General features: G+C 66.2%; 10 protein-coding genes and 1 pseudogene. 5 read left to right on the forward strand and 6 right to left on the reverse strand.

What is annotated here, in order from left to right; genetic code table 11:
- Positions 1 to 73: 73 nt before the first annotated feature.
- From FGL25_RS07535 to FGL25_RS07550, 4 genes are all read right to left on the reverse strand, one after another.
- Entirely contained in the window at positions 74 to 889 is an 816-nt protein-coding gene (locus FGL25_RS07535) for a DUF4198 domain-containing protein (protein ID WP_040345406.1), read from the reverse strand.
- A gap of 106 nt (positions 890 to 995) precedes the next feature.
- Entirely contained in the window at positions 996 to 3983 is a 2988-nt protein-coding gene (locus tag FGL25_RS07540) for a TonB-dependent receptor domain-containing protein (RefSeq protein ID WP_003164961.1), read from the reverse strand.
- A gap of 601 nt (positions 3984 to 4584) precedes the next feature.
- Positions 4585 to 5202, reverse strand: a complete 618-nt coding sequence (locus FGL25_RS07545) for a DUF411 domain-containing protein (protein WP_252970076.1) — start codon at positions 5200 to 5202, stop codon at positions 4585 to 4587.
- A gap of 2 nt (positions 5203 to 5204) precedes the next feature.
- Entirely contained in the window at positions 5205 to 5396 is a 192-nt protein-coding gene (locus FGL25_RS07550) for a heavy-metal-associated domain-containing protein (protein WP_232623943.1), read from the reverse strand.
- 190 nt (positions 5397 to 5586) lie between these two features.
- Here FGL25_RS07550 and FGL25_RS07555 point away from each other — a divergent pair, with 190 nt between their 5' ends.
- The 3 genes and pseudogenes from FGL25_RS07555 to FGL25_RS17425 all read left to right on the forward strand — a co-directional run bounded on the left by FGL25_RS07555 (position 5587) and on the right by FGL25_RS17425 (position 9596).
- On the forward strand, positions 5587 to 6033 hold the full coding sequence (locus tag FGL25_RS07555) for a DUF305 domain-containing protein (protein WP_003164958.1): 447 nt from the start codon (positions 5587 to 5589) through the stop codon (positions 6031 to 6033).
- A 239-nt stretch (positions 6034 to 6272) separates the two neighbouring features.
- Positions 6273 to 8061: pseudogene (locus FGL25_RS07560) on the forward strand (copper resistance system multicopper oxidase).
- Complete coding sequence (locus FGL25_RS17425; protein WP_252970077.1) at positions 8058 to 9596, forward strand: copper resistance protein B; 1539 nt, start codon at positions 8058 to 8060, stop codon at positions 9594 to 9596. Before FGL25_RS07560 ends, FGL25_RS17425 begins: the two are co-directional and overlap by 4 nt.
- A gap of 93 nt (positions 9597 to 9689) precedes the next feature.
- On the opposite strand, the gene FGL25_RS07575 is transcribed toward FGL25_RS17425, so the two are convergent.
- Positions 9690 to 10697: a ribose-phosphate pyrophosphokinase gene (locus tag FGL25_RS07575; protein ID WP_223850722.1), complete on the reverse strand. Its 1008-nt coding sequence runs from the start codon at positions 10695 to 10697 to the stop codon at positions 9690 to 9692.
- Between the two features lie 81 nt (positions 10698 to 10778).
- Complete coding sequence (locus tag FGL25_RS07580) at positions 10779 to 11450, reverse strand: DUF6629 family protein (protein WP_076222520.1); 672 nt, start codon at positions 11448 to 11450, stop codon at positions 10779 to 10781.
- 158 nt (positions 11451 to 11608) lie between these two features.
- Here FGL25_RS07580 and FGL25_RS07585 point away from each other — a divergent pair, with 158 nt between their 5' ends.
- Together FGL25_RS07585 and FGL25_RS07590 are read left to right on the forward strand one after the other, a co-directional pair.
- Complete coding sequence (locus tag FGL25_RS07585; RefSeq protein WP_112999846.1) at positions 11609 to 13981, forward strand: xylulose 5-phosphate 3-epimerase; 2373 nt, start codon at positions 11609 to 11611, stop codon at positions 13979 to 13981.
- Positions 13978 to 15336, forward strand: coding sequence for an MBL fold metallo-hydrolase RNA specificity domain-containing protein (locus FGL25_RS07590; protein ID WP_112999845.1), 1359 nt, complete (start codon positions 13978 to 13980; stop codon positions 15334 to 15336). Before FGL25_RS07585 ends, FGL25_RS07590 begins: the two co-directional genes overlap by 4 nt.
- The last annotated feature ends 2 nt before the right edge of the window (positions 15337 to 15338 follow it).

A 15338-nucleotide genomic window follows, 5' to 3' on the forward strand; every position in this document is an offset into this window, starting at 1 on the left:
CGAGATATTTGGCGCTGGACGGTTTCAGTTTTCGCCATCGTGACTCGCGCTCGGCCATTTCCAAGGCACAGGGTCAACGACCGCTTTCGTCACGAACCACTGTAGCCTCGAACGTCAAAGACGCGTTGTTGGTGACGAAGCGTCCACCCTTCTCCGTCGGTGCATCCAGCGTCGCGGCGACTAACATGACAGGACCGGTTACGCCGTCCGGAATCCGTAGCCGGCCCTCCGCGTCGGTTTGAACCGCGCGCCTTTCGTCCTGTCCAAACCTGATCGTGACGGGTTGCCCCGGTATTGGATGCCCGTTTCTGACCAGTTGGAAGGTCGCAGGACTATTCCGCCCAGCCACGAACTCGGGGAGAAACTCGACCTCTAACCCCGTCGCCCCCCCCGCCGTCGGGGTGCAGGTCTGGAAGCAGACGAGCGTCTTGGCCAGCCGACGCGACCTCACTTCAAGCGGCGCGCCTTCAGGCAGCAGTCGGCGCGCTGTCGCTACATCCTCGGCCTTGAAGGGGTGCTCCTCCAGATAGGTGTCGACCTGGTCAGGCCGCCAGGTGGATTCGCCCCAGATCGTCAGAAGCGTCACGGTCGCCATCCCCTGGGTGTCACTGGACACCGCCAGGCGCAGGGACTTGGCTTGGGCCCCGACGGTGACGGCCGCCGGACGACCATCGACCACCGCCCGGACCTCGGCGATGCGGCTGCGGGGCGAACCCACGTTGAGGGCAGGGAAGTCCGACGACGAGGTTGCGTGGACAATGAGCGGGTGGCCCATCGGCCCGACGAAACGCTCCGGCGCCAGGAAGAAGTCGTGGGCGGCGGCCGCCCCGGCGAACAGGCTCAGGCCCGAGACCATAGCCACCATCAAATTCGTTCTCATGTCGTGCATTCTTCTCTTGATCTGTTGTTTCGCCGGTGTCTGCGCCGGCCGATATCGTTTGAGTGTCTTGGCGCCCCCTTAGCCTTGCAGCGGCTAGGGGGCGCCTTCAGCGGGCCTAGAAGCGCGCGGTCAGTCCGAGGTAATACCGGCGACCGATCAGGTCGTAGCTGGAGGGATCGGTGTTGGCGGCGATCGCGGGTGCATAGACCGGTGGCTGTTCGTCTGTCAGATTGTTGACGCCAGCCCGCAGCGAGACGACCTCGTTCACTTTGAAACCGGCATTGAGGTCGATGTAGTGGATGGCATCGACAACCTGGCTTCGGTTGTTGAAATTCTCGACTGATCCTTGGTAGCGCCACCGCAGGCCGACGTTCCACGGGTCCTGGCTCCAGTTCAGCGTGGAAAGGACCTTCCACTTGGGCAGGGTCAGGCCGAAGCTGTTTGAGATCGTGCCTTTGCGATCCGTGAAGGCGCCGCCCGGAATGTCCTGCCGCTCCCATTTCAGGAGCTTCGTACCGGTGACGTTTAGGGCCAGGCTTCCCCAATCCGGCGCGCCGAGATCGACCAGGTCGATTCGCCAATCGACTTGGAAGTCGATGCCCTTGGTCTCCAGCGTGCCGAGGTTGGCGTTGGTCTCGAAGGTGTTGGTGATCTGTCCCGAGTTCGGATCTCGGCTGAACATGCGGCAGAAGATGTTGTTCGGATCGTAGGTCGGATTGGACGCGCCGTCCTGATTGTAGCAGCGACGCAGTTGTTCAGTCGTCGATACCGTGCCGACCACCTTCTCGATCGTGATATCGTAGTAGTCGATAGATCCGGACACCCGGCTGAGCCACGGGGCCGCGAACGGCGACTGCCAGGTGGCTCCCACGGTGAAGGAATCTGCGGTCTCCTCCTCCAGCATTGGGTTGCCCCCGGTGACCCCAGAGACCTGAGAGTTGGAGAAGGTGTAGGAATCGATCACCTGAGACGGGACATTCTGCGCCAGGCACAGGGTTCGCACCGCATTGGCGTTTGCCGCGCCCGGCGTGCGATACGCGCCGCGAATATCGCAGGGATCCCCGGAGAACTGGCGCGCGCCGGTCGAGGAAACCGGCACCCCGATCGACGGGAAGCTCAGATTCTGCGCTGCGAACAGCTCGCCGATAGAGGGCGCGCGGACCGCGCGCTGAACGCCGCCGCGGAAGCGTAGTCCGTTGAGCGCTTCCCAGCTGAGATCGGCCTTGTAGGATCCGACCCTTCCGATCGTTTCGTAGTCCGAGACGCGGTAGCCGAGATTTGTCTCCAGACTGCGCACAAACGGCAGATTGCTAAGCAACGGGATCAGGACCTCGCCGTAGAGCTCCGACACTTGATCCGACCCCGATAGCGGCTGGCCGGAGTTGCCGGCCAGCTCAGGCCCGGTGACGCCGTTGAGGGTGAATGTGCTGAGCAGCAGGTTATCAGGCGAAAAGTTGTAGTTCTGCTCGCGGTAGGCTGCGCCGACGGCCGCGCGGACCTCGCCGGCGGGCAGGGTGAACAGGCCGCCTTGCAGGTTCAGTTCAGCGACGCTCTGGTCGTTCGTGGTCACATTCTTGGCCACCCGGCCGACATAGGCGATGCACGCCGCGCTCATTGGGTTGACGCCGAAGGGATTGAAACCGCCGGCGCAGATCGACGCCCCGCCGTCGGGGGCTTCCAGGAGCCGCTGCAGCGCCGAGCGGGCGAGGTAGCCGGTGTAGACGGTGCCGTTGTTCACTCGGCCATAGGAAACATAGGCGTCGTAGGTCCAGTCGCGGAGGCCGACGAGGTCGCCGCGTATGCCCGTGTTGATCTGATAGACGTTGTAGTCCTCGGACTGGCGTCGCGGGCCGAGTTCGTTGAAGCGCTTGTCGAGGCGGAAGCTTCCGGCCGGGTTCGGGCGGGAGTCCAGGACGCTGCGCAGCTCGGCGGGAATGAACGGGTTGGTCGATGGAATGCGGAACCCGGTGGTCGGTCCGGTGGCCGGGTTGGAGGCCAACTGATTGCCGGCTTCGTACTGGGAGAACAGGAAGTCGGCGTATAGCTCCACCGCAGAGTTGATCTCGTAGTCCGCCGCCGCATACACATTGTACCGCTTCTGCGGGATGATCATGTAATTGCGGTCGACGGTGCTGTAGGCGAAGTCCGTCTGCTGGAGCGGACCGGGCGTGCGGAAGCCTTCGTAATCGACGCCGCCGGGGCTGACGTAATCGCGCGCGCCCCGATAGGTGAACAGGGTCCCATTGTTGTTGAAGCCGAAGGTGTCGCCCCGGGCGGCGCCGGGGACGGCGGCGTTGACAGCGGCGGCCGTCGGCAGGTTGGTGGCGTCGAACACGGTCGAGCCTAAGGGCGACGTGCCGGCAAAGCCCCCGATCAGCGAAAAGGCGCGACTGGCGTTGAGGACGGAGGCGCGGTTTGAATAGCTGGCCGACAACACCGCATGTCCGCGGCCCTCGGCGATGTCGCCGCCCAGGGTCAGGCTGACCGCTTCGGTCGAGGCGTCGCCCCGGTCCGAGGATCCATACTGGGCGTCGAACTGCAGGCCTTCGAAGTTTCCATCGAGCAGGAAGTTGAGCACGCCGCCGACGGCGTCCGATCCATAGGTCGAAGAGGCGCCGCCAGTAATCGTCTCGATACTGGAGATGAGCGGCGTCGGCAGCAGATTGAGATCGACGACGGACGAAGCGTTGGACGGAACTATGCGGCGGCCATTCAGCAGCACCAAGGTGCGGGTCGAGCCCAGTCCGCGGAGCTGGACGTTCGCCTGGCCGGCCAGGTTCGGACTGTTCGACGCGGCGTTGCCCAGAGCGGTGAACTGCGGAAGATCGTTGATCAGACTTTCGATATTGACCGACCCCGTCGCCTTAAAGTCTTCCTGGGTCATGGTCACGATCGGGCTGTTGGCGCTGTAGTCTTGGCGCGCGATACGAGAGCCGGTGACGACGATTGTGTCTATTTCAACGGCAGCGTCTGACGATTGAGGAGCGGCCGGAGTTTGGATCTGGGCGGCGGCAGGCAAGGCCGGCAATGTGGCGGCGGCGATCACCAGGCCCGAAAGGACTGAAGACGTGACGAGCTGGCTTCTGAAAGAGATGTTGGCCAAAGGCTTTTTCCCGCTAATTTTTGGGCCGAAATGCGGCCCCCCTATTTCGACTTACGCAGCGCGGCGAGCTCCCGCCTCGGCGCCGACACGATTTTTTTACAGGCCGCGCGAGATCTGCCCGTGCGAAAGCCGTGGTTCCCTCGAGTGCTGGAACGCAAGTGGCCGCGCCCTTTCGCGTGACGGTTTCCGGCCCGAATGCTTGCTGGAGGTGCTGGTCGAGGTGATCCGGGAGACGTTCGACGATGCGATTTCAACATGCCGCGCAGAGCCCTGGAGAAGGGTAGAATCCTCAAGGTCCTTCTTTACGGGTCATATGCGCGAAGCGACTGGGGCCACGACCCGGTCGGCCGTTACTTCTCGGGCTTCGACCTACTGGTCGTCGCCGCCCACGAAGATCTAGCGACGGCGAGTTCTGGCTCGACGCGACCAACCGAAACGATGCCGGGCGAAGGCGAAATTCGCGAGGTAGGCGAGCGCGTCCAGTTCGATGTGACTGTACGCGGTCGCGAACCCGAAGTGACTGCGATCCGGCCTGAGTAGGCCGGACATTCCGGTTGAGCGGGCGATCAAGCGCGTCTTTCACCTGGTCGAGGTCGATGGCTCAATTGCATCTATCCCTGAAGGCTCCCCCTGGAGAGGGCGCCGCAGGCGATGGTCTGGTCCGCGATGGGAGATACGAAAAGGCCCCGCCGGCTAGCCGGCGGGGCCATCTGTCATAGCGGAGCAGGGGGGCTAGCGGACGGGGCGTCGCGCCTTCGAAGGTCATGAAGCGGGCGGGCTGGCCCGCGCCGAAGCGCATGACGTCATAGCGTTCGGGGGCGTAGCCGGGCGCCTCCATGCCGGGCGAGCCGGTCGGCATGCCGCCGACGCCGATGCCGCGCGAGGCGCCGGGCGATTTCAGGAAGGCGTTGACGGCGGCGGCGGGGACGTGGCCCTCGATCACCTTGCCGTCGACGACGGCCGTATGGCAGCTCCAGAGGGCTTCCGGCACGCCCAGGCGGACTTTCACCGGCGCCAGGTCGTCAGTGGGGACGACGCGGATCGTATAGCCGGCCTTGCGCATATGCTCGACCCAGCCGCCGCAGCAGCCGCAGGAATCGCTCTTGTAGACGGTCATGTCCGAGGCATGGGCCACGGTCGGCAGGCCGTTCAGCAGGAAGCCCGCGCCGCCGAGGAGGACGACGCCGGCGGCGAGGGCGGAAAGCTTGAGCTTGTTCATGGTCAGGCGGCCTCGGCCGGATAGCCGGCGGCGTCCAGCGCGGTCAGCAGGGTTTGACGGTCGGCGGCAGTCGTCACCTCGACGCGGCGGGCCTCGATGTCGGCCTTGACGGCGGCGGAGGCGTCCACGGCGTGGATGGCCTTCTCGACGCCGGCGGCGCAGCCGCCGCAGCGCATCCTGGGAATGTGGAGCACCTGTAGATCGGAAGTCCCGGGAACATGGGCGGACATGGGCGAACCTTTCAAAAATGAACGCCTGCCGGTTCTAATCCTTACCCTTATGGGAAGGTCAACGGCTGGAACCATGATTTTTAGTATGGGTTAGCTGGGGGACCTGACGCGCTGCGTGTGCAGGGAAATCGAATCTGGACGTAGGAGACGCGACGTGAACAAGGGTCAATACCGGTCGTTCGGGATCGAGCTGGTTCTCGATTTCATCGTCATGTATCTCGTCATGTATACAATGATCGCCACGCTGGATCATTTCTACCTCAACCTCAACAACGTCTACATGACGCTCATGATGGTCACCCCCATGGCGATCCTCATGCTCTGGTTCATGCGGTCCATGTACCCCTCGCGAAAGCTGAATCTGGCGATCGTCGGCGGTGCCGCGGCGGTGTTCGTCCTCGCCTTTGTCGGCATGCGGACCCAGGCGGGGGTGGGCGACAAGGAGTTCCTCCGGTCCATGATCCCGCATCATTCCGGCGCGATTCTGATGTGCGAGCAGGCCTCGATCCGCGATCCGGAGATTATCGCCCTGTGCGATCGGATCATCCGGGCCCAGGACGATGAGATCGCTCAGATGCAGGCGATCCTGAAGCGCCTCTAGGCGGCTGCGTTCGTCGTCGAGAAGGGACAGCGACGCTCCTGACGCGGGCCGCCGCAAGGGTTTGGGGCCTGGGTGCTCCGGCGTCTCCACATATGACCCCCTTGAATTCTTCTGAAGCGAACTTCGCAAGCGCTTGTGTGGCGACCTGTCGCAAGGGATGGAGCGTGCGGGTGCGTAATACCCTGTGAAGCTCACGCCGAAGTCGTCGGTCGTGAAGTGCGTTCAAGGAAGGATGATCCATCATATGTCGAGCATGGGCTCTCGATCGCAGATCCCTGTTGCGCGGCGCGGCCGCGGGCGGCGGGCTGCTTGGCCTTTCGGGGCTTCTGCCGGCCTGGGCCCAGTCGGGTTCCCCTGGTCTGCGCGCCGATCTGCCGACCCTGACGGGACCCAACATCGACCTGACCGTCGGAGACGCCAGCTTTACCGTGGGCGGGCGCACGGGCCACGCCTTCATGATCAACGGCCTGCTGCCCGCGCCCCTGCTGCGGATGCGCGAAGGCCAGAACGTGCGTCTGTCAGTGACCAATACCCTGGACGAGGACACCTCGATCCACTGGCACGGCCTGTTGCTGCCGTTCCAGATGGACGGCGTGCCGGGCGTCAGCTTCCCCGGCATCAAGCCGCGCGAGACCTTTGTCTATGAGTTCCCGCTGAAGCAGTCGGGCACCTACTGGTATCACAGCCATTCGGGCCTGCAGGAGGCCATGGGCCATTACGGCCCCATCGTCATCGACCCCGGCGGGCGTCGATCCGGTCGGCTATGACCGCGAGCATGTGCTGGTCCTGTCGGACTGGAGCTTCATGCATCCGCACGAAATCCTGGCCAAGCTGAAGAAGAGCCCCGGCTACTTCAACATGCAGAAGACCACCCTGGCGGGCCTGCTGGACGGGTCGGACGGGATGAGCCTGGCCGAGCGCCGGATGTGGGGCGGGATGCGCATGGATCCGCGCGACATCCTGGACGTCAACGGCACCACCTACACCTATCTGATCAACGGCCACGGACCCGAAGAGAACTGGACCGGCCTGTTCCGGCCCGGAGAGCGGGTGCGCCTGCGCGTCATCAACGCCTCGGCCATGTCGATCTTCAACGTCCGCATCCCCGGTCTGGCCATGACCGTGGTTCAGGCCGATGGCGAGCATGTGCGCCCGGTCGAGGTGGACGAGTTCCAGATTTCGGTCGCCGAGACCTATGACGTCATCGTCCGTCCCACCGAGGACCGCGCCTACACCATCGTGTCGGAGGCCATCGACCGGTCGGGCATGGGGCGCGCCACCCTGGCCCCGCGTATGGGCATGACCGCCGAGGTTCCCCCCCTGCGCAAGGTGCCGAACCTGACCATGACCGACATGGGCATGGGGGGCATGGATCACGGCTCGATGGCTGGCATGGACCACTCGGCCCATGGAGCAGCAGCGGCCGCCACAGCCGGAGCCGCCGCCGCGCCGATGGACCACGGCGCCATGAGCATGCGTGACCCCAACAACGCCCCCGCCGACATGGCGGTCGGCGTCGGGGTAGACGCCATCGCGCCCGCGCCCGCCAACCGTCTGGGCGACCGTCCGCAAGGGCTGCAGGACGTCGATCACCGGGTCCTGGTCTATACCGACCTGCGCTCCCTTGAGCCGAACAAGGACACGCGCCCGCCGTCCCGCACCATGGAAATCCACCTGACCGGCAATATGGAACGGTTCATGTGGGGCTTTGACGGACGCAAGTTCTCGGAACTGGTCGAGCCGATCCGGTTCGAACTGAACGAGCGGGTCCGCGTCACCCTGGTCAACGACACCATGATGGCCCACCCCATCCACCTGCACGGCCACTTCTTTGAGCTGGTCAACGGCCACGACGGGCATCAGCCGCTGAAGCACACGGTCAATGTGGCGCCGGGCGGCAAGGTCACCTTCGACCTGACCGCCAACGCGCCGGGCGACTGGGCCTTCCACTGCCACCTGCTGATGCACATGCACGCGGGGATGTTCAACGTCGTCACGGTTCGTCCGCTGGAAGGAGCCGCCCGATGAGCCGCGCCCTGTTCGCCGCTGTCGCGGTCCTGCCCCTGATGCTGGCCGCCGGTTCGGCCGTCGCCCAGACCCATGGCGGCCACGGCGCCCACGCCGCGCCCGCCCGTCCTCCGCAAGCCCGGCCGACGCCCGCCCCCAAGCCCAAGCCTCGTGCCGCCGCCCCTCAGCCTAGGCGCGCCACGCCTCCGGTGCCGGTGGCGACCGATCCGCACGCTGGCCACGATATGAGCGGGATGCAGGCGGCTGCGGCCCCGGCGGCTGCGGCCGACCCGCACGCGGGGCATGACATGAGGAGCATGCAGGCGGCTCCGTCCACGCCACCCGCCGCTGACCCTCATGCCGGTCACAACATGGGTGCCGCTCCGGCGGCGGCCGACCCGCACGCGGGGCATGACATGAGCGGCATGCAGATGGCTCCGGCCCAGACGCCTGCCGCCGATCCTCATGCCGGTCACAACATGAGCCCGGCTCCAGCGGCGGTTGACCCGCATGCCGGGCACGACATGAGCGCGATGCAGATGGCTCCAGCCCAGGCGCCTGCCGCTGATCCTCATGCCGGTCACAACATGGGCGCGGTTCCGGCGGCTGCGGCCGATCCGCACGCCGGTCATGACATGAGCGGGATGCAGGCGGCGCCGGCTCAGGCCCCTGCCGCTGATCCTCATGCAGGGCACAACATGGGCCAGGCGCCTGTCGCCGATCCCCACGCTGGCCACGACATGAGCGGCATGGCGGGCGGCGCGCCCAACATCCCGACCAGCGTGGACGCTGTCGGCGGACGGATGGTCGAGACGCCGCCGCCTGCCGCCGCCCGCGCCGCGCCCGCCCATGCGGCGGACCTGCTGTTCGACCCCGCCGTCATGGCGGCCTCGCGCAAGCAACTGCTGGTCGAGAACGGCGACATTCGCTCGACCGCCGTGCTGATCGACTCGATTGAATCCAGCTTCGGCGATGGGGAGAAGGGCTATAGCTGGAACGCCCAGGGCTGGACCGGCGGCGACATCAACCGCTTCTGGTGGAAGACCGAGGGGGAGGGGGCGTTCGACGGCAAGCTGCACGAGGCCGAGGTTCAGGCCCTCTACAGCCGCGCCATCGCCCCCTTTTGGGACGTACAGGCGGGTGTGCGCCAGGACTTCCGTCCCGACGGCGAGGACACCACTCATCTGACTGTCGGCGTCCAGGGCGTCGCTCCCTACTGGTTCGAGATGAGCGCCGCCGCGTTTCTCTCCACCAAAGGCGACCTGACCGCCCGCGCCGAGGCTGAATATGATCAGCGCATCACCCAGAAGTGGATCCTGCAGCCGGCCATCGAGGTCGCCCTATCGGCCAGCGACATTCCAGAACTGGAGATCGGTTCTGGTCTGACCTCGGTCACGGCGGGGCTTCGCCTGCGCTATGAAATCCGCAAGGAGTTCGCCCCCTATGTCGGGGCCGAATGGAGCCGCTCGTTCGGCGACACAGCCGACTACGCCAGGGCGCGAGGCGACGACGTGGATGCGACGCGCCTGGTGGTCGGGATCAAGGCCTGGTTCTGAGCGAACCGAAAGCCGACGGCGGCCCCAGGATCGCCGTCGGCGCGGACCGCCTCTGGAATCCCCTTGCATTGCGCCGGCTCCGATGAACGACCGTCAGTCGACGCCGCCCGGAAATGAATCGACGCCTGCCCGCTCCACTTCATCGAGGGGCTTAGGGGGACGACGGCGCCGGATGATGCCCTCCTGAGCGCCTTCAGCGGCGATCGCCGCAGCGATCAGCGGCGCAAGCCCGATGGCGTTGCTGTCGTGAGGAATGGAATCGCTTGAGACGATCCGGTCGGTGAGCTCCTTCAGTCGCTCGTGGGAGTCCTCCGCGAACACGCCGTGGACAACCGCGCAGACCGGTCGCGGGAAGCCCTGAAGCGGCAGTTTTCGAGCGGCTTCAATCAGGGTGTGCCCTGACGAGGCGATATCGTCGACGAGGACCGGATAGCGGTCCTTCCATTGCGAGAGGTCAGGAACCTCGACATCGACGTTGCGGTCGCCGTGCCGAACCTTGCGCAGCACCGCATAAGGCGCACCGATGCGCCTGGCGATCTCCGACACCCACTGCTCGCTCTCCTCGTCCGGCCCGATGATCAAGGGCTCACCGACCTCTGCGGCGATCCAGTCTGCAAGGAGAGGCGCGGCGTGCAGCGTCTGGGCGGCGATCGTGTAGAGCGCGGAGAGCGCTGGATACCTGTGCAGGTGCGGATCGACTGTCACGAGGCGATCGAAGGTCGAGGAAACAAGGCGCGCGAATGTCTTGGAGGTTATGGCCTCGCCAGGCTGGAAGCGTCGGTCCTGGCGCATATAGGAGAGGTAGGGCGCGATCAGCGTCACCTCGCGTGCGCCGAGCGCGCGGGCGGCGTCTGCCGCGAAGACGAGGCGGAGGAAACCGTCATCGGGTCGAGCGAGCGTGCAGACAAGGTAGACCATCTTGTCCGCGACGTCGGAAAGGATGCGGACATAGCTCTCGCCATCGGGAAAGCGCCGGGTCTCGATCGCGCCCAACTCCCACCCGCCGGCTTCGGCTAGCCGGCGCGCGAATATTTCGTTGCCGGGAAGCGGAATTATCAGTCGCATGCCGTGTTGCCCTGTCGTTCGAAGGGTGCTGCTCATTTGTGAAATTCGTCCCCTGGAAGACGGCCATCGCGCGGCCGAGCGGACCCGCGGATCGCATGAAACGCCGTGACCTCTGCCTCAGCAGGTCGCCCGCATCGCGGCCGGTTTCCGGTAGATCGCCCAGATCAGGTATAGTGACGCTACTGCGCCTCCGAAGCAGAATACGGAAATGTAGGCCCATTGGAAGAAGCTAACGGTGATCGCCAACACCAGCGCCACCAGGCCGCCGAACAGCCTCGCCGTGCGATCGGTCGAAAGCAACAGGGGGACGATGAGGAGGGCGACATAGGCCAGGTAGGTCATCGGCCGTCCGATAACCGCGTCGAGCAGTTCAGTGTCGCTGTAGCGAATGGCCCGAGGAAGCAGGGTGACCTGCAACCATCCCTCGTGGACCAGGTAGGGAATGAACTGGACGGAACCAAGGGCGGCGCCAGCGAGCGCGAACATCAAAAAGGCAGAGCGCCGGCGGTGCGGCTCAAGGAAATAGGCCGAAACCGGCAGCCAGATCGGCCAGACCACCCAGGCGAAGAACATATAGACGAGGGAATAGACGCGCGCGCCTCCAGGCTCGACGCCCGAGCCGGTCAACCAGATGAAGCCCTCCATCAGCTGCTGGAGGCCCAGAAGGATCGGCAGCGCCGCCAGCATTGCGTAGCGCCGGTCGCGCTTCAGCGTCGTGGCCAGGGTGAAGCCGCCGGACGGGATCAGAAAAGCGGCGGCGGCAAAGCTCACGGGCGCCGACAGGCACATATCGTTATCCGTTTTGTTGGGCGAGTATTCACTATGTCGCTCCGGCGGACCGCAGGCAAGCCGGCGCGTTGATGGGCCGGGCCGTAAGGATTCCAGGCGAGCGGCGTCATACGCGCGACCGGTTCAGGACCGGAACGTTTGCGGAAGGCGAGGATTCGATGCGCTGGGCGGAAACATGGCGGGGCGGCTACGGAGCGTTTGTGCGAAGCCCGGAGACCGTCGAGCGACTGGCCGCGGCGGCCGAGCGCCTCGTGCGGCGCGGCGCGTGGCCCGACGAGGAGGCGGTGTATCGCCTGGTGGCCGCGGCCGATCGGCTGGCCAGCGCCGCCATGTGGATGGTGGCCCACATGACCTACGCCCGTAGGGTCGACCTGTCGGGCGCCGCCTTGCCGGCCGAGGCCTTCAAGGCGTCTCCGGAGGGGCACACCGGCGGCTCGCTGAACATGGCGCCCGCCTTCGTCGGCTATCTGCTCGCCAATGCGCTGTCCGGGGGAACGCGTTCCTGGATCATGGGCCAGGGCCACTGCGTCGCGGCCGTGGAGGCGGTCAACGCCCTGACCGGGGACGTTTCGCCGGGGCAGAAGGGTCGATACGATCGGTCCGAGGCCAGCTTGTCCCAGCTGGCGTCCGACTTCTACAGCTACGCTATCGGCCCGGATGGCCGCCCGGCTGTTCCCCTCGGCAGTCACTCCGGCCCGGAAACGGCGGGTGCGGTCTCCGAAGGCGGCTACCTCGGCTTCGCCGAACTCGAATATGTCCACATGCCGCTGCGCGGGGAGGGCCTCGTCGCCTTTCTGAGCGACGGCGCCTTCGAGGAACAGCGGGGCTCTGATTGGTCGCCGCGCTGGTGGCGAGCGGAGGACAGCGGCCTCGTCACCCCCATCATGATCCTCAATGGCCGCCGCATCGAGGAACGCACCGAGATCGCCCAGGACGGCGGCGAGTGCTGGCTTGATGGCCATCTGCGTCTGAACGGATTCGATCCGATCCCGATCGACGGCCGCGACCCGGCCGCCGTGGCCTGGGCCATTCTGGAATCGGAGGAGCGACTGAAGCGTTTCACCGCCGATCGGGAGCGCCTCTATCCCGCACGCCTGCCCTATGTGATCGCCCGCACCGTGAAGGGTTTCGGGTTTCCCGGGGCCGGGACCAACCGGGCGCACAATCTGCCGCTGGAGGGGAATCCGCGCACGGACGAGGCGGCGCGCGCCACCTTCAATGCGGCGGCGGCCGCCCTCTTCGTGCCCCCGGGGGAACTCGAGGCCGCGCTCGGCGCTCTGGCGACCCACGACCTGCAGCGCCGTCCCCTCGAGAGCGGCCATCCGGCCGCCCGGCGAGCTCCGGCGGATCCGACCCGTCCGGTCCCGTCCTGGTCGGCCGGACCGCAGTCGCCGATGCAGGCGATCGACGAATGGTTCGTGCCGTTCATCGACGCCAATCCGGGGCTGCGGGTCCGGCTCGGCAATCCGGACGAACTGCGCAGCAACGGAATGGGACGGACCCTCGAACGGCTGCGTCACCGGGTGAACCGCCCCGAGCCGGGACTGCCGGAGGCGGTGGACGGCGCGGTCATCACGGCCCTGAACGAGGAGGCGGTGGCAGGCGCGGCCCTGGGCAACAAGGGCGGCCTCAGTCTGATCGTCAGCTATGAGGCCTTCGCCGTGAAGATGCTGGGTCTCCTGCGCCAGGAGATCATCTTCGCGCGGCGACAGCGGGAGATCGACGCGCCGCCGCAATGGCTCAGCGTGCCGCTCCTGGCCACTTCCCATACCTGGGAGAATGGCAAGAATGAACAGTCCCACCAGGACCCCACCCTGGCCGAAGCCCTGCTAGGGGAGATGTCCGACACCGCCCGGGTTCTGTTTCCGATCGACGCCAACACCGCCGTGGCGGCGCTCAGGGGCGTCTACGGCGGCCGAGGGGAGGTCGCCTGTCTTGTCGTTCCGAAGCGGATCGTGCCTGGCCTTGTCGACCCCGTCGCCGCCGAAGCCCTGTGGGCGCGTGGCGCCGCGGTCATCCACGGCGATCTCGCTGCGGCCGATATTCAGATCGTGGCTATCGGCGCCTATCAGGCCCGTGAGGCCATCGCCGCCGCCGCGCGACTGGAGCGAACCGGGCGCAGAACCTGCGTCACGGCCCTGCTGGAGCCCGGACGGTTCCGGGCGCCGCGCGATGAAATCGAGGCGCGGCATACGGCGTCGACCGCCGAACTCGAGGAGATCTTCCCCGAGCGCCTGCCGCGCCTCATCCTCACCCATACGCGGCCCGAGCCGATGCTCGGCCTGTTGCGGCGCCTCGACGGCGGCCCCCGCCGGACCCGGGCGCTGGGCTATCTCAGTCGCGGGGGAACCCTGGACACGCCCGGCATGCTGTTCGCCAACCGGTGCACCTGGGCCCACGCCGCGGTCGCCTGCGCGGATCTGCTCGGCGACGCCGCCGGCGTGCTGACGCCAGGGGAGATGGCCGCCGTCCGGGGCGAGGCCCACCCCCGCATCCTGCAAGTCTCACCCCCGGAAGGATCTCCATTGTGATCAGTCTCACCAGTCTCGGCGGCGCCGGCGCCGTCACCGGATCAAAACACCTGCTCGAGGCCGACGGTCGCCGCATCCTGATCGACTGCGGCCTGTTCCAGGGCCTCAAGACCCTGCGCGAGCAGAACTGGGCCCCGCTCCCGGTCAAGCCCTCCAGCATTGACGCGGTGATCCTGACCCACGCCCACCTGGACCACTCCGGCTACCTGCCGAAACTGGTCAAGGATGGATTCCGCGGGCCCATCCTGGCCAGCGCCGCCACCCGGGATGTGGCGGAGATCATCCTGCGCGACAGCGGCCATATCCAGGAGAAGGACGCCGAGCAGACGAACCGCTACGGCTACGGCAAGCACAAGCCGGCCTTGCCGCTCTATGGCGTGCAGGACGCCGGACGCGCGATGGAGCGCTTCGTCTCGACCCCGTTCCATACGTCCGTAGAGCTGCCGGGCGGAGCCAGACTGACCCTTCGCCGCGCGGGGCACATCCTCGGGGCGGCGACCGCCGAGGTGACCTGGAACGGAACGAAGATACTCTTCTCCGGTGATCTCGGCCGTTATGGCGACGCCACCATGGTCGATCCCGAGCCGGGGGAGGAGGCCGACTATGTGGTCGTGGAATCGACCTATGGTGATCGGCGCCATGATTCCCGGGACCCCACGGAAGCCCTGGGCGAGGTCATAGAACGAACCACCGCGCGCGGCGGGACCGTGGTCATCCCCGCCTTCGCCGTCGGCCGGGCCCAGTCGCTCCTGTACCACATCTGGCGGTTGAAGCAGGCCGGGCGGATCGGCCTGACGCCCATCTACCTGGACAGTCCGATGGCGATCAACGCCACCGACCTTCTGCACGCGCACCTGGAAGACCACCGCATGCCGGCGGAGGTGTGCGACGCCACCTGCGCCGTCGCCACCTATGTGCGCGATGTGGAGGCGTCCAAGGAGATCACCGCCAGCCCCATGCCCAAGGTGATCCTGTCGGCGAGCGGGATGGCCACCGGGGGGCGGGTGCTCCACCACATCAAGGCGTTCGGCCCGGACCGGCGCAACACCATCCTGTTTTCGGGTTTCCAGGCGGCGGGAACCCGCGGGCGTTCGATGGTCGAGGGGGCCCAGGAGGTGAAGATTCACGGCCAGTGGGTGCCTATAAATGCCGAGGTCGCGAACCTGCCGATGCTCTCCGCCCACGCCGACGCCGAGGAAATCCTGCGCTGGCTGTCGGGACTGAAGCGTCCGCCGCGCAAGACCTTCATCGTTCACGGCGAACCGCATGCTTCAGACGCGCTGCGCGTTCGCATCCAGGATCGCTTCGGATGGGACTGCGTCATTCCTCAAATGATGGAGCGCCACGACCTGTGACC

The organism is Brevundimonas vancanneytii, assembly GCF_901421975.1.
Taxonomy (GTDB): domain Bacteria; phylum Pseudomonadota; class Alphaproteobacteria; order Caulobacterales; family Caulobacteraceae; genus Brevundimonas; species Brevundimonas diminuta.